This window comes from Archangium violaceum (genome assembly GCF_016859125.1).
Lineage (GTDB): Bacteria > Myxococcota > Myxococcia > Myxococcales > Myxococcaceae > Archangium > Archangium violaceum_A.
In genome coordinates this window covers 5107250-5125104 of record NZ_CP069338.1, presented here as the reverse complement: position 1 = coordinate 5125104, position 17855 = coordinate 5107250, and the positions used below count along the sequence as shown (strand labels likewise).

The following is a 17855-nucleotide window of genomic DNA, read 5'->3' as shown; positions in this document are numbered from 1 at the left end:
GGTGACACTGCCGAAGCGCGCGAGCTGATGCTCCAGCTCATGGCTTGCTCGAGCCACCCGGCGCGAGCGGCAGCTCGAGGGTGGCCGTGGCGCCCTTGCCCGGCCCTTCGCTCGCCAGGAGGATCCGCCCCCCCAACATCTTCGCCGCCAGTGCGCTGGAGTGCAGCCCCAGACCGTGCCCGTTCTCCCGGGTGGTGAAGCCCTGGGAGAAGAGCCGCTCGCGGATCTCCGGCACGATGCCCATGCCGTTGTCCACCACCTGGATGAGGGCCGTGTTGCCCTCGGCCACGAGCCGGACGTGCAGGTGCGGCCGCCTGTTGGGAAGGGCCTGCATGGCGTTCTTGGCGTTGCTGATGAGGTTGACGAGGATCTGCACCACCTTGTGCTTGTCGAGCCGCAGCCTGGGCACCGAGGACAGCTCCCGGGTGACGGTGATGCCGTGGCGGTGGAGGGAGGGCAGCTGGATGCTCAGGGCATCCTCGACGAGGAGGGAGAGATCGCACTCCTCGATGACGAGCGTGTTGCGCGCATAGGTCTGCTGGACCTGGACGATGGCGCGGATGTGCTCGATGTGCTTGCCCATGGCGCCCATGCTCTCCTGGAGCGTCTTCTGCTCGCGGAGCAGCTCGTCTCCGAGCGCGGAGAGATAGGCCGGAAGCTGGGCGCCACGCGGATCCCGGGTGAAGAAGTCCGCCAGATCTCCCCGGTGCTCCTCGAACAGGGAGGTGACCTGCTTGAGCCGGCCCACGCGCGAGGTGTTCACCAGCTCGAGCATGGACTGGAGGTTGATGACGGCACTGGTGAGGACGTTGCCGACGTTGTGGAGCACGTTGACGGCCACCTCGGCCATCCCCGCTCCGCGCGCGGAGTCCACCAGGCGGGCCTGGGTCTTCTTGAGCTCCTGCGTGCGCTCCTCCACGCGCCGCTCGAGCTCGTCATTGGCACTGCGCAGGGCACTCTCCGCGCGCTGGACCTCGGCGTAGAGCTGGGCGTTCTCGATGGAGATGGCGGCCTGGCTGGCGAGGTGCCCGAGCAGGGCGATGCGGGCGGGAGTGAAGGCGTTGGTGGCCAGTCCGTTCTCCAGGTACAGCACGCCGCGGAACCCCTCCTGGCGCAGCAGGGGCAGACAGAGCACGGAGCGGGCGCGGCCGTCCTCGAGGTACTCATCGGACGAGAAGGGATGGGGTTGGGAGACGTCACCGATGAGCAGGTGCTCGCACGTGCGCCTGACGTAGGCAATGAGGGTCCAGGGCAGCTGGACTCCGTCCGCGCTGGAGGCGGAGTCCTCCGGCGAAGTGCCCGCGGTGGCGACCACCGAGAGCTTGTCGCCGCGAGGCAACAACAGGGCGCCACGCTGGGCCCCGGCGTTCTCCAGGGCGGCGCGCAGCAGCGTGGCCGCCAGCCGCTCGAGGACGATTTCACCCGAGATGGCCTGCTGGGCCTTCACCACCGTGAGCGCGTCGATCTGGGTGGAGTCCGTCTCGGTGGTGGTCCCCTCGGAGCCGGCGGAGCAGGCCAGGTGGGGCCACTGGGAGTCCAGGTGCGCGACCTTGCCCCTGGCGCCCCAGCGCAGGTACGCCTCCCGGGCCTTGCGCGCGTAGGTGTCCGCGAGCGTCGGCACCTTCCGCTCGTACCAGAAGCGGGCGGCGAGCTCACAGGCCAGGGCCACGTGCTGGATGAGGCCGTGCTCCCGGGCCGACTGATGTGCCTCCTCGTAGGCACGGAGGGCCTCGCCCTCACGGTCCAGGATGCGGGCCAGCTCCGCGGACACCATCCGCTCGGGGGCACGGAAGGTCGCGGGCTGGAGGTTGGCCCACTCGGCGAGCAGTTGCTGGTGCTCGCGCAGGACCTCCAGGGTCCGGGGTTGCTCCTCGGGTGACATGTCGCCGTAGCAGGCGGCCAGGGTCAGGGCGTGGAAGAGGTGGAAGTCCAGGCGCCGGACCTGCCCGAGCGAGGACCACCTCAGCTCCGCGGCCCGGGCTCCCGCCTCGCGCGCCTCGGCATGGGCACCACGCAGGAAGCGCGCCTGCATCTTGAGGGTCCAGTACCAGTACCGCATGTTGCTCAGGCGGGCGGGGCTCAGCCCGGCCTCGAACGACGCCTCGTCGAAGTCCTCTCCCGTGAGTGAGCCGAACGAGGGGGAGAGGCCGCGCAGCTGCTGCACGTAGAGCTGTTGGTGGTGCAGGATGTACTGCATGTCCGGGAAGCTCGCCTTGCGCATGAAGGCGAGGCGGACGACCGACTCCTGGTAGACCTCCTCCAGGTCGTGCCCCAGCATGAGCCGGAGCGTGACGAGGTGATTGGCGCAGTAGCTCGCGATCTGGAGATCACTGCCCTGGAGCGCGAGATGGAAGGCCCTGCGGTTGGCCTCCAGCGAGTTGGACAGGGGTTCGGTCCAGTTGTTGATGGTCTCCTGGATGTAGAGAATCTTTCCCCGGAAGGCGGAGAGGTCGTAGCGCTCGACGATGGCCCACGCGAGCTGGCCGAAGGCATGGGCCTCCTGGTAGCGATTGAAGGTGGAGCCCTGCACCACGCCGTACCAGCCATACCCCTGTGCGGCCGAGCCGCTATTTCCGTGGCGGATGCTCAAGGAGACCATCCGGCACAGGTTGAGGATGAGCAGGTTCGGGTCGGTCAGGAGCGCCGGCACGAACAGGGCGCCCAGCACGCTCATCACCGCCTCCGTGTCCGGGTCCTCCATACGAGGCAGGTCGACGAGGCTCGCGATGGGGCGCTCTCCCAGGAGCTTCCCCACCTCCTCGTTGGCGGCCACGACCTCCTCCCATGAGGGGCTCGGGGAGATGGGCATGCCCATCTGGGCAAGACATTCCAGGAGGCAGGCGATGGCCGCGGAAATCTCACTGGCGGCGATGTGGAGGTTGCCCTTCAAGCGGTAGACGGCCGCCGTGTCCGAGCAGGTGCGGGCCCGGGGCCGGAGCTCCTCCACCAGGCGGCGCGCCTCGGCGGCGTTGCCGCTCATGAATTCGCAGGTGGCCCGGTCGAGCTGAATCCTGAAGGCCAGCCCGGCGTCGGTCTCCCACGGGTCTCCCGGGAGGAGCTGGAAGGCCGTGGTGAGATAGGCGATGGCCGAGCCGAACGCGGTGGAGGCCTTGGCCTTCCGTCCGGCCTTGGCGTTCAGGCGAGCCACCCGGAGCCGCTCCTCGGGGTCGTCGAGCAACTCCGCCCCGGCGTTGAACTGGCTCACGACGTCGAAGAGCTTCTCCTGCACCGCTTCCGAAGACAGGCTCGCCAGCAGCAGCCGGCCGATGCGCAGGTGGACGGCCTTGCGCTCCGCTTCGGGGATGAGGGCATGGGCCGCCTGCTGGATGCGGTCGTGGAGGAAGCGGTACTGCTCCGGACCGGCCCGCACCAGCATGCCCTCCAGGAGCGCGGGCTCCAGGCCCCGCTCCACCTCGGAGGACTCCCTGGTGTCGGAGATGAGGCCGAGCAACTGGAGCGGAAAGGCATTGCCCACGCAGGCCGCGAGCCGCAGCAGGTGCTGGGTCCCCAGGGGAAGCTGGCGCAGCTTGCCGGCCATGAAGTCGACGACGTTGTCAGAGTAGCCCCTGGCACGGGTGGCCTCGGCGTCCCAGCGCCAGGGGCCCTCGGGCGTGCGGACCAGGAGCCCGTCCTGGTTGAGCGTCAGCAGGAACTGCAGCAGGAAGAAGGGGTTGCCTCCGGTCTTCTCGAGCGCCAGGGCCGAGAGCGGCTCGAGGACCGCGGCGTCCGCGCCCGGGAGCGCATCGGCGACGAGCTGACGCACCTCCTCGAGGCCCAGCGCCTTCAGCTGGAGGTCGGTCATCCGGGCACCGGCCTTGCGCAGGCCCTCCAACGCCAGCGCCACCGGGTGGGCGGGATCGACCTCGTTGTCGCGGTAGGCCGCGATGAGCAGGACCGGAGGCGTCTCCGGGTGGGTGAGCAGGTGGTGGAGGAGCTGGAGACTGGCGAGGTCGGCCCACTGGAGGTCATCCAGGAAGACGACGAGGGGGTGCTCGGGGCTGGCGAAGACGCCGAGGAACTTGCGGAAGACGCGATTGAAGCGGTGCTGGGATTCCGAGGGCGGCAGCTCCTGGACCTGGGGCTGTTTGCCGGCGACGAGCGCGAGCTGCGGCACCACGTCCACGAGGACCTGGCCCTGTCCCTCCCAGGCCTCGTTCACGTGCGCACACCAACGGGCCAGCTCCTCGTCGGTGCTCGCGAGCAGTTGTTGCGTCAGGCCGCGGATGGCCTGGGCCAGGGTGTAGTAGGGGATGTCCCGCTGGAACTGGTCGAACTTGCCGCTGAGGAAGAAGCCACGCTGGCGCACCACCGGCTTGTGCAGCTCGTGCACCACGGCGGACTTGCCGATGCCGGAGTAACCCCGGACCAGGAACAGCTCGGGCCGTCCAACCTGAGCCACGCGCTCGAAACCCTGGCGCAGCGCCGCGGCCTCGGAGTCCCGCCCATAGAGGCGCTGGGGAAGTTGGAAGCGCGCGGAGTAGTCATGCACTCCGAGGGGAAAGTCCTCGTGCACGCCCCGGAGCAGGTCGTCCCGGCACCGCTCGAGGTCGGCCTTGAGCCCGTCGGCGCTCTGGTAGCGCTCCTCGGCGACCTTGGCCAGCAGCTTCATCACGATGGCGGACAGCACGGGAGGCAGGCCCGGAACACGCTCCAGCGGTGGCTGGGGCGCCTGCGCCATATGGGCATGGAACCACTCGAGCGCGTCGCGTCCCTGGAAGGGCCGATCTCCGGTCAGGAGCTCGTAGAGGGTGACACCCAGCGAATAGAGGTCGGTGCGGTAGTCCACCGCGCGGTTCATGCGCCCGGTCTGCTCGGGGGACATGTAGGCCAGGGTGCCTTCGATGAGCGCCGCGGGGGCGGCATCCACGTGCTCGACGAGTTGCACGGTGGCGGTGCCGAAGTCGATGAGCCGTGTCTCGCCCGACGGGGTGACGATGACGTTGGAGGGCTTGAGGTCCTTGTGGATGACGCCGCGGCGGTGGAGCTCGGCCAGGGTGGACGCCAGGGAGAGCGTCAGCTCCAGCGCGCGGAGCACCTCGAAGGGGCGGCCGGTGAGCTCGGACAGGGGCTCGCCCTCCACCTCCTCCAACAGGAGCATCGGGCGCTCATGGAGCCGTTCGAGGGCATGCACGCGGGTGACGCCGCGCACGTCCTGGAGCCGCTGAAGAATGTCGTGCTCCCGGTGGTAGCGCTCGAGCTCTCGTGGGCCCAGGGAGGACGCCACGGGCGTCTTGAGGATGAGGGGGCGGCCATCGGCATCGCGGACCGCGTGGAAGATCAGATTGGTGCCGGTGGCCTTGATGGCCCCGCGAAGTGTGTAGCCGGGAAGGTGCAACATGCTGTGATGGAACAACGCGGGTCCCTGGGGGGAAGTTCGGGGGAGAGGGGGGCGGGTATATTCGCCACAAACCCAGGGGTGAATACAGCCTCCTCGCGCCCCCACCAGACGAGCATCCATCCCAAACCCGGAATACGGCGCTCCCGGTGCCTAGCTTGAGGGCACCATGAGTGAACTCGTTTCCCAGCCCCGCGGATTCTTCCAGTCCCTCGGCCCCGGCTTCGTGGGCGCCGTCTCCCTCACGCTCGTCCACCAGGGCGCGCGCGCCGTGCTGAAACACCCGCCGCGCATGGACGTGCTCGGCATGCGCTCGCTGAAGAAGCTCTCCCGTTGGCTCGGCCGGAGCCCGGCCCATGGCCGCGCGCTGTACCGGCAGAGTCTCATCGGCGACCTGGTGAGCAACACCCTCTACTACGCGCTGGTCGCCATGGGTCGCCCGCGCCGCATCTACCTGCGAGGTGCCCTCCTCGGGGTGCTCGCGGGCGTCGGAGCCGTGGTGCTTCCTCCCTACCTCGGGCTCGGCGCGCGCCCCAGCCGCGCCAGACGCAGCACCGCCCTCCTCACCGTGGCCTGGTACACGCTGGGAGGCCTCGGCGCCGCGCGCGCCGCCCGGCGTTCCCTCCTGACGGCCTCGACACCATGAACACGGACCTCACCCGGCTGCCCCTGCGTGGCAAGGGGGGCGCCTTCCACGTCGTCGTCGAGTCGCCCCAGGGCGCCACGGTGAAGCTCAAGTACGAGCCTGCGCTCGGAGCCTTCACCGTCTCCAAGCCCCTGGTGCACGGGTTGCGCTACCCCTTCGACTGGGGCTTCGTCCCCAGCACCCTGGCCCCGGATGGAGACCCGCTCGACGCGCTGGTGTACTGGGATCAGTCCACCTATCCCGGCGTGGTGCTCCCCTGCCGCGCGCTCGGCGTGCTGAAGGTGGATCAAAAGAAGAAGCGCGGCGGCGGCCGGGAGCGCAATGATCGGTTGCTCGTCGTACCCGTCATCGCGGCGCGCGCGGACAACCTGAGCTCCCTCAAGGATCTGTCCCGCCGGGAGCGCGAGGAGCTGGAGCACTTCTTCACCGCCGCCGTCGCCTTCGCGGACAAGGACGTGCGCATCCTCGGTTGGGAAGGGCCGGAAGCCGCCGAGCGGATGGTCCAGGAGGCATCCGCCGCGTATGAGGAGAAGACCCGTCGTTAGCGCGCCCCTCGGCGTAGCAAGCGAGCACCTCCCTCGGGCGCTGGAGGGGTCTTCACCGGAAGTACAGCGCGACCATCACCCCGCGTCGGTACATCCCTCATCATGTCTCCCGAGCAGACCAGACCGACCCGCACACGAAGACGGTGATGAGCGTTCTGACGGCCCTGTTCACGCCCGCGTACTTCACCAGCCAGAACCTGCTCATCCTCCACCTGTGCCGGATGGTCACCCTGTCCCTGCTTCATGGAAACACCGAGGCCTCCGCGCATGGCCATGGCTGGTACGGCATGGTGCTGGGGGAGCGGTTCAAGAAGTACCGTGAGGGCCAGGCCTTCGGGGAGCTCGCCCTCGAGGTCGTCGAGCGCCACAACTTCTCCACCTCCCGCGGGAAGGTGCGCTACAGCCTGGAGACCATCGGCTTCGAGCCCGAGCTCCGCGCGAGGCTCTTCGCGCACGGCTTCACCACGCGCAAGGAGGGCCATGGCTTCGGGCTGCACTCGAGCGCACTGGCGGCGAAGATGCTGGGAGGCCACCTGTCGCTGGAGAGCGCGGGGCCGTACCTGGGTGCCACGGCAACGTTGGAGATTCCGCTCACCACCAAGGGACCGGGCAGGCCATGAAACGTATCCCCTACTCGGCACTACCCATGGACGCCGTTTGCGCGTAGAGGTGCGCCCCCCATGAGCGCTTGCGGACTCGACTTTGGAACCAGCAATACGGCCATCGCTCTCCCGGACGGGACGGTGCTCCCCATCTCCCCCGGCTACAGCGACCCGCGCCTCTACCGCTCCGTCATCTTCTTCCCCGAGGATGAGCGCGAGGTGTACACTGGCGCCCCCGCCATCACCCGCTACCTCGAGGACCACTCCGGCCGCTTCATCCAGTCGGTGAAGTCCTTCCTCCACAGCGCCTCCTTCCGCGCCACCCAGATTCGCGGCCGCACCTGGCTCATCGAGGATCTCGTCGCCCTGCTGCTGCGCCGCGTGCGCGACGCCGCCGCCTCCCAGATGGGCGCGGCCCCCGAGTCCGTGGTGCTCGGCCGCCCCGCCCTCTTCGCCCCGGACCCCGAGGCGGATGCGCTCGCCGAGCAGCGCCTGCGCCGCGCCGCGGAGATCGCCGGCTTCACCCACATCCAGTTCCTCATCGAGCCCATCGCCGCCGCGCTCTCCTACGAGTCCCAGCTCACCCGCGACGAGCTCGTCCTGGTGGCCGACTTCGGCGCCGGCACCACGGACCTCACGTTGATGCGGCTGGGGCCCTCGCGCCGCGGCAACCCGGACCGGCGCGCGGACGTGGTGGGCTCCACCGGCGTGCGCATCGGCGGTGACCGCTTCGACGCGGAAATCATGCGCCACAAACTGCTGCCCCGCTTCGGCGCCGGCTCCACCTACAAGGTGCGGGGCTTCAGCGACAAGCGGCTGGCCGTGCCCCAGCACGTCATGTCCAAGCTGCTCTCCTGGCACGAAATGTCCTTCATCCGCGAGAAGTCCACCCAGGAGCTGCTGGAGCTGATGCTCGAGTCCAGCGACAAGCCCGCGGAGGCCGAGGCCCTGTACGACCTCGTCATGGACAACCTCGGCTACCGGCTCTTCCGCGCCATCGAGGCCGTCAAGGTACAGCTCTCCTCGAGTGAGGAGGCCACGCTCGACTTCGAGGAGGCCCGCATCCACCTGCACGAGCCCATCACCCGCGCCGAGTTCGAGACCGCCTCCGAGTCGCTCCTCACCGAGCTGCGCGAGGTGACGGAGGGGCTGCTGAAGCGCTGCGAGGGCGCCGGTGAGGTGGATGCCGTCTTCCTCACCGGCGGCTCGTCGCAGATTCCCGCCGTGCGCCGGCTCTACACCGAGCGCTTCGGCGAAGCGCGCGTGCGCACCCGGGACGCCTTCACCTCCGTGGCCGAGGGTCTCGGGCGGGCCGCGGCGTCCCTCTGAGCCCGCCGCGCCTCAGTGGCGCAGCACCCAGTCCAGGATGGGCGTCCACACCAACGCCTCCGCGTCATCCGCCAGGAACAGGTCCGCGTGGCCGTACTCCACCGCGCGCGCGGCCTCGTCCTCGAAGCGCTGCACCACGTACGGGGTGACATCCTTGCTTCCCAGCAGGGACAGGCTGTGGAGGCCGTAGGTGCCCATGCCGCCCGCGGCGCCCACGTACAGCACCGGCACCTTCACCTTGCGCAGGTGATCGTCATACGGGACATCCGGCTTGCCGCACCACATGGCCAGGGTATCCACCTGCTCACCCAGGCTCTGATAGGGCAACGCCTGCACCATGCTGTCGACGAAGAGGCGCTCGCTCGTCCACACCAGGCCGGTGGGAGCCACCTCGCTGAACATGGCGCCGGTCCAGTGGTAGTCCGGAATGATGACCGGCTCCTGCAACCTGAACGTGGCCCCGCCGAACGTCAGCGCGGCCTGCCGGTTCGTGAACCCCGACATGTAGGGCGAGGGCGCGTCCGGTTGGGTCATGGCGAGCCGCCCCAGGCTCTGGACGAGCAGACCGACTCCGCCCGCCTCGTACTCCCCCGCGGCCTGGAGCTGCGCGAGCACGGCATGAAATGCACACGCCATCTGGCGCTCCGTCCTGTCTTCCGGCGCGAACGTATAGGCCATGTCCACGGGGATGAAACCACTCACCTGACGCCTGACCGCTGGCAGCTGGGTCTCTCCATTCAGATACGCGTAGGAAACCGTGGCGCCGCGGCTCCAGCCCAGCAGCACCATCTGCCCCCCACCGCTGCCGGTGAACAGACGCGTGCTGCGCGCCAGCTTCAGGCCGGTGCCCACGTCCCGCGCATGCATGCCCAGGTTCCAATTCTTCATGAAGGAGAAGTTCGTCGTCGAGGCCGGCACGTGCACCCAGCGCAGGTCTATCCCCCACACGTCCACGCCCTGCCGCGCCAGGAAGACGGCGATGGACTGCCGCCGCGGTACCGCCACGCTCCCGGCGCTGCCCAGGAAGGCGCCCCGGAAGCCCAACAAGTCCCCATGCACGAAGAACACCGACTTCGGCGAGGGCATCGGCGTCCCCAGAACCGTCTCACGCACCACGCGGTGGAGGGTGATGAAGTCGTAGGCGCCGCGCCCCACCCGGACGCGATAGGTGTGTTCGAAGACGTTGTCGACGATGTGCCGGCGCTCGGGGGCTCCCAGGTTGCAGGGCTCACCCTCGTCGTCGTCGTCATCATCGTCGTCGTCGCCGTCTCTCTTGAGGTCGTCGTCGTCCTCATCACACGTCAGCCCGAGCTCCACCGAGAGCACCAGCGACGACGGCTCATCCTCTGCGCGAACCTGCGCCCCAAGCCCCAGCGTACCGATACACACCCACGCGGCCATCCAGCTTGGAATTCTCATAACACTATCCTTCCGCATAAGACTGACTTTATTGAAAAACTGGTCATTTCCGTCAATCCTGACAACCCCAATGCACCTTTTATTTATGGCAACGAAGGGGGAGCCGAGAGGAAGAACGTGCGAGGAGCGCCTCAGGGTTTGCCGGAGAGGGCCGCGGCCTCGATGACGAGGTCCGCATAACGATTGCGCGGATCGGCCGGCACGGTGCCGTCGCGGAAGTAGAAGGTGAAGTCGTCCCACTCATCCGGCCGGGCATCGTTGGCGAACATCCACGGCGCGCTGGCGCCCACCCCGGTGCGCCACGCACAGCGGAACCAACCGCGGTACATGGCGCGCCGCTCGTCGAGCGTGAAGCCCTCGCGGTTGCGCAAGGCGAACTCGCCGATGAACAACGGCTTGCCCAGGTCGCGGGCGATGGCGGCGTGCTCGGAGAACCAGTGCGCGCCCGCGCGGGCCGTCTCCTCCCGTCGCACGCCATAGGCCTCCGGGTAGAAATGCACGCTGGCGAAGTCGATGACGGGCGAGGCCGTGTTGCGGCGGAAACTGATGCCCTCCCCGAAGAGGGAGGCGGAGGCCGCGTCGCGCCAGAAGAGCGCGTCATAGCCGGCGGAGGAGGTGTCGAAGCCCTCCTCTCCTGTCCCCACCAGGTGCCCGGGCGCATACGTCTTCACCACCGTGGCGACCTCGTCCACCCACGCGCGCATCGCCGCGCCCTCCGGGTCCAAGCCCCTGCCGCGCGGCTCGTTGAGCAGCTCCCAGGCCAGCACCGCCGGGTGCTCGCCGTAGCGCAGCCCATCGAAGGTGTTGACGCGCGAGAGCAGCCGGGCGAGGTGCGCCTTGTAATGGTCGATGACGGCGCGCTCGGTGAAGAAGCGCGGGTCTCCCTGCACCGGCTCGGGCAGCCCCGCCCACTCCACGTACCGCCGCGCGCCTCCGTAGGCATCCCAGTAATTGCCCAGCGGAAGGACGAGCTTCACCCCATGCGCGGCGGCCCGGGTGAGCACCAGGTCCAACCCCCGCAGGGACAGCTCGTCGTACACCAGCGGAGCCACCTGGATGGTGGTGTCGCCCCGCTTGTCGGCCGCGTCGTTGTAGCCATTGGTGCGCACGGCCCACGCCCCGAGCGCCGCCGCCTTGGCGAACGTCTCCTCCACGGAGGGGGATTCGGTGCGGCCCCGCCGCAAGTCCCGCGTGGCATCCTCCTGGAGGTAGTACGCGTTGAGCACCACGGCCGCGGAGGGAGCCGCGCCGAGCCGCATCTCGGGCAGGGCGGGACAGTCCGAGGCCTCCTCCTGGAGCACCTCCAGGGCGTCCTCGCCACAGGCCATCACCGTGAGCAGCAAAACCAAGAGGACAGGGGCACGCATGCGCGACTCGCGTCGGGAGGGCCCCATGCCCGCCCCACCGGAGCTTCGCCCTCTACCTTACCCGGAACCCCGACACACGCGTGCGCGCCAGGAGCGCTCCCTGTTAACGGGCGTGCATGCCCTCCGGGGAGGGACTCCGTCATCACATCATCACGTGCGCTCCCGCTCCCGGTCCTCCATCCCCGCCCGGCTCTGCTCGGCGATGGTCTCGTCATCCTCATGGACCGCCTGCTTCAGCTCGGGCGGGAGGTTCTCGTCACCGTAGGTGCTGGGAGGAGAGGGCGCCGCGTCCCGAGGGGGAACGCCGTCCCGGGTCAGTTCGTCGAGCCGCCGCTCGGCCTGAGCGCTCTTCTCCCATCGCTCCTCGGAAATGGCGCGTGGGCCCTCGTGTGCATCCGGAGTCTTGCGTGTGTCCGCCATGGCTCTCTCGTGAGGAAGGGGTTCCTCGCAACACGGTAGGCATGGCGGGGCGGCCAGAGGCGGAGGGCACCCGGGACGGCGGCTCGGCGTGCGAGCGGCCAGGGTCGAGGGGCTCAGCCCCGACGCTCGGGCAGGCCGAGCGCCTGACGCACCTCGGCCACCTGGCGCATGGCCCAATGGCGGCGATGGTTCTCCAGGGTGGTGAAGCTGCGGGGCTCCATCCGGTCGATGTACAGCATGCCATCCAGATGGTCGATTTCATGCTGGAGGATGCGGGCATACCAGCCCCGCGCGGAGACGGTGAGGGCCTGGCCGTTCTCGTCGAAGGCCTCCACGCGCACCCCACGCGCCCGCCGCACCAGCGCGGAGAAGCCGCTGACGCTCAGGCACCCCTCGTAGAACTCCACCTCGGTGGGGTCCTCCACCACGAGGCGCGGATTGATGAGGACATGGAAGTCCACGGGCTTGCGCTCTCGCGCGGCCAGCTCCTCCGCCGGAACACCCGCCTGGTATTCCGCCCGGTCCTCGATGACCGCGAGTCGCACGTCCACGCCCACCTGCGGCGCGGCCAGCCCCACGCCGGGCGCGTCCCGCATGGTGTCGCGCATGAGGGCGATGAGCTGTCGCACCCCGGGGCTCGTCATCTCCTCGGGGGTGAGATCTCTCGCACGCCGGCGCAGCACCGGCTCTCCCGCCTGGACGATCTTCAGCATCATGACCCGCGAGGATAGCGTGCCGGGACTGGCGGACACCCGCCATTCATGGCTTCGTCACCCCATGGACAACCCTCGCCCCCACCGAAGACGCAACCTCGTGCTCGGCGCGCTCGCGGGGCTCGCCGTGGTCGGCGCGTCGGCCGTATGGCTGGGACGCTCCGCCCCCGAGCCCGTGGCCACGCGCTGCACTCCCGGCCGCGTGGACCCCGAGCGGCTGAAGGCCCACGTGCGGACCCTGAGCGAGACGTTCCAACCGCGCGACCACGCGCACCCGGAGAACCTCGAGCGCGCCGCGAGCTACATCGCCGACGCGCTCGCGCGAGCGGGCGGACGCGTGCGCCCGGAGCCCTATACGGCGGGCGGGAAGAGCTACCGCAACGTCATCGCCACCTTCGGCCCGGACGGTGGGGAGCGGCTCGTCATCGGCGCGCACTACGACGCGGCGGAGGGGGCCCCTGGCGCGGATGACAACGCCAGCGGGGTGGCCGGCCTGCTGGAGCTCGCGGCCCTCCTCGGCGGCAACCCTCCGCCCATGAGGGTGGACCTCGTGGGCTTCACCCTGGAGGAACCGCCCCACTTCCGCCGGGGCACCATGGGCAGCAAGGTCCACGCGCGGGCGCTGCGCACGCGGGGCGAGGCGGTGCGCGCGATGATTTCGGTGGAGAGCATCGGCTACTTCTCCGACGCGCCCGACAGCCAGCGCTACCCGGTGGCCGCGCTGAGGCTGCGCTACCCCTCCGAGGGCAACTTCATCGCCGTGGTGGGCCAGGGGGACGACAAGGCCTTGATAGACACCGTGCACCGGGCCCTGCGCGCCGCGAAGAACGACCTACCCTCCGAGTCCCTCGCCGCCCCGCGTGGACTCGAGGGCGTGGACTTCTCCGACCACGCGAGCTTCTGGGACGAGGGCTACCCGGCCGTCATGGTCACCGACACCGCCCTCTTCCGCAACCCGCACTACCACACGCCCCAGGACACCTGGGACACGCTCGACTACGCGCGCATGGCCAGGGTGGTGCAGGGGCTCCAGTGCGCCGTCGAGGCGCTCGTCACACCAACGCCCACCTCCCAGTTGCCCCACTGAACGGACCGCCGGAGAGCACTTGGCATCCTCCCCGAAATAGGCTCTTAAGCGGAAAACCATGAGCCAGCCTCTCGAGGTCCGCAACGTGCAGCAGACGGTGGAGCTGGCGGCTCCGCCGGACGCCGTCTACACCGCGTTGATGGATGCCCAGCAGCACGCGGCCTTCACCGGCTTCGATGCGGAGATCGACGCGCGCGAGGGCGGCGCCTTCACCACGGGGAGTGGGCGCAACATCGGCTACACGCTGGTGCTCGTGCCCGGGCGCCGCATCGTGCAGGCGTGGAGACACCGGGACTGGTCCGAGCACCACTACTCCATCGCCACCTTCGACCTGATGCCCATGGGCAGGGGCACGCGCCTCACCTTCACGCAACTGGGAGTGCCGTCGGACGCCTATGAGTGGATGGACGAGGGCTGGCGCACGACCTACTGGAGCCCGCTGGCGCGCTACCTCGCCATCAGGCGCCGGGCGTAGGCGTCCGCGGGCTCACCCGCGCTGGGCGATGGCGGAGGCGAGCGCCCCCAGCGTCCGGAGCGAGTCGGGTGGAAGCTCGCGCAGGAGCTTCGTGAGGCGAAGCAGCTCCGGAGGCGAGACCGACGCCGAGGAAGGGGACTCAACCAGGAGCTGCTCGGCGCCGAACCCCAGGAGCACATCCGCGGAGATGTGCAACGACAGGCAGAGTTTGTACAGCGTGGGCACGCTGGGCAGCATCTGCCCGCGCTCGATGCGGCCGTAGACCGCGGGTACCAGCCCCACCATGGAGGACACATCCGCCTGGGTGAGTCCTGAACGCTCCCGGGCCGCCAGGAGCGCGGCTCCCAGCTTGCGCTTCACGTCTTCGAGGTCATCCATGTTCCGGCCGACACTACCTCAAAAAACGGCCCGTGGGAAATGACTTGGGAGGTTGAGGCCGAACCCGGCTCACCCTGTGCCTTTACCCGGCCCGCCATCTCGTCGATCATGCGCCACACCGTCGCACCCGAAACATCCATCCTGGAGGTTCCCGTGGCGCTCCCCCCCTCTGAAGCGCAGCAGCTCGTCCGCCAATACAAGGACAGCGCCGCCGCCAACATCCTCCAGGGAAAGCCCGCGGAGGCGCTCGCCGACTACCGCAAGGTGGTGGAGCTCTCCCCCAACGACTCCGCCGCGCGCCTCAAGGTGGCCGAGCTCCTCGCCCAGCTCGGGCAGCGCCAGGAGGCCGTCCGCGAGTTCCACCACCTCGCCATCCGCTACGCCGCCGAGGGGCAGACCCTGCACGCCATCGCCGCCTGCAAGCTCATCCTCGCCCTCGACCCGGGCCACCAGGAGACGCAGGAGAACCTGGCCAGCCTCATCGCGATGCAGGATACCGAGCAGGGCACCGAGGCCGCCCCTCTGGACAAGCCCGCGCCCACGCCCCTGTTCTCCCAGCTCCCCCGGGAGGTCTTCCTGGCCCTGCTCGGGATGCTGGAGGTGCGCCGGGTTCCCGGTGGCGAGCCCATCATCACCGAGGGAGAACGGGGCAGCTCCATGTTCATCCTCGTCCACGGCACGGTGCGCGTGGTGCACACGCCCGAGAACTCCCTGCCGCACACGCTCGCCGAGCTGAGCGAGGGCTCCTTCTTCGGCGAGATGGCGCTCATCTCGGACACCCCGCGCACGGCCACGGTGATCGCCACCCGGGACTGCACCCTGCTGGAAGTGACGCGCGAGATGCTCACCCGGCTCGGCACCCACTTCCCCTCGCTCGAGCAGGTGGTGCACCAGTTCTACAAGGAGCGGCTGCTCGACGACCTGCTCAGGTCCAACCCCCTCTTCCAACCGCTCTCCGACGAGCAGAAGCGGGCCATCTCCCAGCGTTTCCAGAGCCGCTCCGTCGAGCCGGGCACCGTGCTGCTCCAGCAGGGCCAGCGCAGCAACGCGCTCTACCTGCTGCTGCGCGGGCGCTGCTTCGTGGTGCACCAGGACCCCGAGGGCACCGAGCGGTCCTACCCGGACATGACCGAGGGCGCCCTCTTCGGAGAAATCTCCCTGCTGCTCGACCTGCGCGTCACCGCCACCGTGCGGTCCGCCACCCCGTGCCTCCTGCTGGTGTTGGATCAGGAGACCGTCAAGGAACTGGTGCTGCCCCACCCCGAGGTGCGCCGCGCGCTCACCCAGCTCAGCCGCGAGCGACTGGACCGGACGGCCGCCATGCTCGCCGAGGGCGCCGAGGTCCAGGGCTCCTTCCTCATCTGAGCCCCGCGAGAGCCCCGTGCCGCGCGTCAGCGGCGCTCGTAGATGGGGTTCTCCCGCAGCCAGGCGGTGAAGAGCGCGTCCGCGAAGGCCTTGCCGGGAATCATCACGCCCCGGCTCGCGTCACCGGAGATGAGCAGCCCCTGGCCCGGTAGATAGGTGATGAGGAGCGTGTCGCCCTTGCGCACGCCGCGCAGCGACTGGACGAGCTGCTCCGAGTGGCGCCGCATCTCCGGCGAGCGCATCGCCGCGCTATGCGAGAGGAAGCCGCGGAAGGCATCCACCAACTGCTCCCGTTTGATGCTGCGCCGGAAGTGGAGCTGGAGCTGCTTGGGCCCCGTGAAGGCGATGGCCTCCTGGGTCGAGTCCGGTGCCTGCTCCAGATAGAGCCCCCAGACGTAGATATCGAAGAAGAGCCTCTTCTTGAGCGCCATGTGGTCCAGCAGGAGCTCCCTGCCCTGGAGGCGGATGGCTTCCGGCATCCGGACTCCCGCGATGGCCCTGGCCTGTGCCGCCGTTCCCGCGATCAACATCAGCACCAGCACCAGCCACCGGACGCCGCGCACAGCCTTCCCCGTTCCACCCTTCTCTTCCCGTCGCCCGTGCTCCATGTCGTCCAAGGTGGACATGGCCCTTCGGGGCGAACAGCCCCGCTTATTCCGGGGTTCGGCAGCGAGGGCTCGCCCGCCCGCCCGGGAGGGGCCAGTCAGCCCTCCAGCCCGGCCGCTCTCCCTGGGCACTTCCCCATCTCCTGTCCACTTTCAGAGACATGAATCCGTTCGATGAAGACAAGGGAGATACCCGGGACTTCCGTCCGGAGCTCATCGAGGGCGTGCGCACCGCGGCCATCGCGTTGAAGGACGACGACTCGGATTTCGACGCGCTCCTCGAGGGCATCGGCGATGCGCGCTTCGTCCTGCTGGGCGAGGCCACCCACGGCACGCACGAGTTCTACAAGGCCCGCGCCGCGCTCACGCGCCGGCTCATCGTCGAGCGGGGCTTCAGCGCGGTGGCGGTGGAGGCGGACTGGCCGGACGCGCTGCGGATCAACCAGTACGTGCACGCGGAGGAGATGGGCGAGGAGGCGAAGCGGGCGCTCGACACCTTCGAGCGCTTCCCCCGGTGGATGTGGCGCAACCAGGAGGTGCTGGAGCTGGTGGAGTGGATGCGCGCGCACAACGCCGCGCGGGGCAAGGACGCGCCCAAGGTGGGCTTCTACGGGTTGGATCTCTACAGCCTTCATGCCTCCATGCGCGAGGTGGTGCGCTACCTGGAGCCGAGAGATCCGGTGGCGGCCGCGCGAGCGAGGGATCGCTACGCCTGCTTCGACCGCTACGGCACGGACCCGCAGGCCTACGGCCACGCCTCGGCCTATGGCTTCGCGGACACCTGTGAGTCCGCGGTCATCGCCCAGCTGATGGAGCTGCGCGAGCGCGTGGTAATGGACGGGGTGCGCGAGGAGGACGCGCTCTTCTACGCGGAGCAGAACGCGCGGCTGGCGCGCGACGCGGAGGCCTACTACCGGACGATGTACGCGGGGCGCGACGAGTCCTGGAACCTGCGCGACACGCACATGGCGGACACCGCGGATGCCCTGGCCGAGTACCTCGGCCGCCGCCATGGAAACCCGGCGCGCCTGGTCATCTGGGCGCACAACTCGCATCTGGGTGACGCGCGCGCCACGCAGATGGGGGACCAGGGCGAGCTCAACCTGGGACAACTGCTGCGCGAGCGTCACGGCAAGGAGACGTACAACGTGGGCTTCACCACGTACTCGGGCACCGTCATCGCCGCGCGCGAGTGGGACATGCCCGGCCAGAGGCGGCGGGTGCGGCCGGCGCTCAGGGGCAGCTACGAGACGCTCTTCCACGAGGTGGGCCTCCCCGGATTCCTCTTGAGGATGGAGGACCTGGGCGAGGCGGGCTCGGGCCTGCGCGAGCGGCGGCTGGAGCGGGCCATCGGCGTCATCTACGCGCCCCACAGCGAGCGCCACAGCCACTACTTCTACGCGGACCTGCCCGCGCAGTTCGACGCGGTGCTGCACTATGACGTCACCCGTGCCGTGCACCCCCTGGACCGGGACGCCGGCCACGAGGAGGAGGATGCGGCGGACACCTGGCCCTTCGGGATGTGAGCGAAGGCGCTGCGCTGGAGAGGCTCTCGGGCTATAGGAGGCG

General features: G+C 69.3%; 14 protein-coding genes and 1 pseudogene. 8 read left to right on the top strand and 7 right to left on the bottom strand.

What is annotated here, in order from left to right; all coding sequences use genetic code 11:
* Positions 1-37 precede the first annotated feature (37 nt).
* Complete coding sequence (locus tag JQX13_RS21990) at positions 38-5338, bottom strand: trifunctional serine/threonine-protein kinase/ATP-binding protein/sensor histidine kinase (protein ID WP_203410884.1); 5301 nt, start codon at positions 5336-5338, stop codon at positions 38-40.
* Positions 5339-5504: 166 nt separating this feature from the next.
* Between JQX13_RS21990 and JQX13_RS21985 the strand changes: the two genes are divergently transcribed.
* From JQX13_RS21985 to JQX13_RS21970, 4 genes and pseudogenes are all read left to right on the top strand, one after another.
* Positions 5505-5981: a hypothetical protein gene (locus JQX13_RS21985; protein WP_203410883.1), complete on the top strand. Its 477-nt coding sequence runs from the start codon at positions 5505-5507 to the stop codon at positions 5979-5981.
* Complete coding sequence (locus tag JQX13_RS21980) at positions 5978-6526, top strand: inorganic diphosphatase (protein ID WP_203410882.1); 549 nt, start codon at positions 5978-5980, stop codon at positions 6524-6526. The genes JQX13_RS21985 and JQX13_RS21980 overlap by 4 nt, the downstream gene beginning before the upstream one ends.
* Positions 6527-6939: 413 nt before the next feature.
* Positions 6940-7146: pseudogene (locus JQX13_RS56420) on the top strand (ATP-binding protein); the annotation flags it as partial.
* 60 nt (positions 7147-7206) lie between these two features.
* Positions 7207-8457 carry an Hsp70 family protein gene (locus JQX13_RS21970; RefSeq protein ID WP_203410880.1) on the top strand — a complete coding sequence of 417 codons (1251 nt, stop codon included), beginning with the start codon at positions 7207-7209 and terminating at the stop codon, positions 8455-8457.
* A 12-nt stretch (positions 8458-8469) separates the two neighbouring features.
* Here the strand turns inward: JQX13_RS21970 and JQX13_RS21965 are convergent, their stop codons facing one another.
* The 4 genes from JQX13_RS21965 to def form a co-directional block, all read right to left on the bottom strand.
* Complete coding sequence (locus tag JQX13_RS21965; protein WP_203410879.1) at positions 8470-9876, bottom strand: hypothetical protein; 1407 nt, start codon at positions 9874-9876, stop codon at positions 8470-8472.
* 131 nt (positions 9877-10007) lie between these two features.
* Complete coding sequence (locus JQX13_RS21960; protein WP_203410878.1) at positions 10008-11243, bottom strand: cellulase family glycosylhydrolase; 1236 nt, start codon at positions 11241-11243, stop codon at positions 10008-10010.
* A 150-nt stretch (positions 11244-11393) separates the two neighbouring features.
* Positions 11394-11663: a hypothetical protein gene (locus JQX13_RS21955; protein ID WP_203410877.1), complete on the bottom strand. Its 270-nt coding sequence runs from the start codon at positions 11661-11663 to the stop codon at positions 11394-11396.
* A gap of 113 nt (positions 11664-11776) precedes the next feature.
* Positions 11777-12379 carry a peptide deformylase gene (def, locus tag JQX13_RS21950; protein ID WP_203410876.1) on the bottom strand — a complete coding sequence of 201 codons (603 nt, stop codon included), beginning with the start codon at positions 12377-12379 and terminating at the stop codon, positions 11777-11779.
* On the opposite strand from def, the gene JQX13_RS21945 reads away from it, so the two are divergent.
* Both JQX13_RS21945 and JQX13_RS21940 read left to right on the top strand, forming a co-directional pair.
* Positions 12378-13463 carry a M28 family peptidase gene (locus JQX13_RS21945; protein WP_239015002.1) on the top strand — a complete coding sequence of 362 codons (1086 nt, stop codon included), beginning with the start codon at positions 12378-12380 and terminating at the stop codon, positions 13461-13463. The two genes, def and JQX13_RS21945, sit on opposite strands and share 2 nt — an antisense overlap.
* Positions 13464-13521: 58 nt before the next feature.
* A complete protein-coding gene (locus JQX13_RS21940; RefSeq protein ID WP_203410875.1) occupies positions 13522-13938 on the top strand; it encodes an SRPBCC domain-containing protein in 417 nt (138 codons plus the stop codon).
* Positions 13939-13950: 12 nt separating this feature from the next.
* Here JQX13_RS21940 and JQX13_RS21935 read toward each other — a convergent pair whose 3' ends face one another.
* Positions 13951-14316, bottom strand: a complete 366-nt coding sequence (locus JQX13_RS21935) for a helix-turn-helix transcriptional regulator (protein WP_239015000.1) — start codon at positions 14314-14316, stop codon at positions 13951-13953.
* Positions 14317-14469: 153 nt separating this feature from the next.
* Here JQX13_RS21935 and JQX13_RS21930 point away from each other — a divergent pair, with 153 nt between their 5' ends.
* Positions 14470-15681: a cyclic nucleotide-binding domain-containing protein gene (locus JQX13_RS21930; protein ID WP_203410874.1), complete on the top strand. Its 1212-nt coding sequence runs from the start codon at positions 14470-14472 to the stop codon at positions 15679-15681.
* A 26-nt stretch (positions 15682-15707) separates the two neighbouring features.
* Here the strand turns inward: JQX13_RS21930 and JQX13_RS21925 are convergent, their stop codons facing one another.
* Positions 15708-16307: a chalcone isomerase family protein gene (locus JQX13_RS21925; RefSeq protein ID WP_239014998.1), complete on the bottom strand. Its 600-nt coding sequence runs from the start codon at positions 16305-16307 to the stop codon at positions 15708-15710.
* Positions 16308-16447: 140 nt separating this feature from the next.
* On the opposite strand from JQX13_RS21925, the gene JQX13_RS21920 reads away from it, so the two are divergent.
* Positions 16448-17812, top strand: coding sequence for an erythromycin esterase family protein (locus JQX13_RS21920; RefSeq protein WP_203410873.1), 1365 nt, complete (start codon positions 16448-16450; stop codon positions 17810-17812).
* Positions 17813-17855 lie beyond the last annotated feature (43 nt).

What these genes read in the sequence shown, in the direction of transcription:
- JQX13_RS21990 (WP_203410884.1), bottom strand. Translation starts at nt 5,338, where the DNA reads ATGTTGCACCTTCCCGGCTACACACTTCGCGGGGCCATCAAGGCCACC.
- JQX13_RS21985 (WP_203410883.1), top strand. Translation starts at nt 5,505, where the DNA reads ATGAGTGAACTCGTTTCCCAGCCCCGCGGATTCTTCCAGTCCCTCGGC.
- JQX13_RS21980 (WP_203410882.1), top strand. Translation starts at nt 5,978, where the DNA reads ATGAACACGGACCTCACCCGGCTGCCCCTGCGTGGCAAGGGGGGCGCC.
- JQX13_RS21970 (WP_203410880.1), top strand. Translation starts at nt 7,207, where the DNA reads ATGAGCGCTTGCGGACTCGACTTTGGAACCAGCAATACGGCCATCGCT.
- JQX13_RS21965 (WP_203410879.1), bottom strand. Translation starts at nt 9,876, where the DNA reads ATGAGAATTCCAAGCTGGATGGCCGCGTGGGTGTGTATCGGTACGCTG.
- JQX13_RS21960 (WP_203410878.1), bottom strand. Translation starts at nt 11,243, where the DNA reads ATGCGTGCCCCTGTCCTCTTGGTTTTGCTGCTCACGGTGATGGCCTGT.
- JQX13_RS21955 (WP_203410877.1), bottom strand. Translation starts at nt 11,663, where the DNA reads ATGGCGGACACACGCAAGACTCCGGATGCACACGAGGGCCCACGCGCC.
- JQX13_RS21945 (WP_239015002.1), top strand. Translation starts at nt 12,378, where the DNA reads ATGACCCGCGAGGATAGCGTGCCGGGACTGGCGGACACCCGCCATTCA.
- def (WP_203410876.1), bottom strand. Translation starts at nt 12,379, where the DNA reads ATGATGCTGAAGATCGTCCAGGCGGGAGAGCCGGTGCTGCGCCGGCGT.
- JQX13_RS21940 (WP_203410875.1), top strand. Translation starts at nt 13,522, where the DNA reads ATGAGCCAGCCTCTCGAGGTCCGCAACGTGCAGCAGACGGTGGAGCTG.
- JQX13_RS21935 (WP_239015000.1), bottom strand. Translation starts at nt 14,316, where the DNA reads ATGGATGACCTCGAAGACGTGAAGCGCAAGCTGGGAGCCGCGCTCCTG.
- JQX13_RS21925 (WP_239014998.1), bottom strand. Translation starts at nt 16,307, where the DNA reads ATGTCCACCTTGGACGACATGGAGCACGGGCGACGGGAAGAGAAGGGT.
- JQX13_RS21920 (WP_203410873.1), top strand. Translation starts at nt 16,448, where the DNA reads ATGAATCCGTTCGATGAAGACAAGGGAGATACCCGGGACTTCCGTCCG.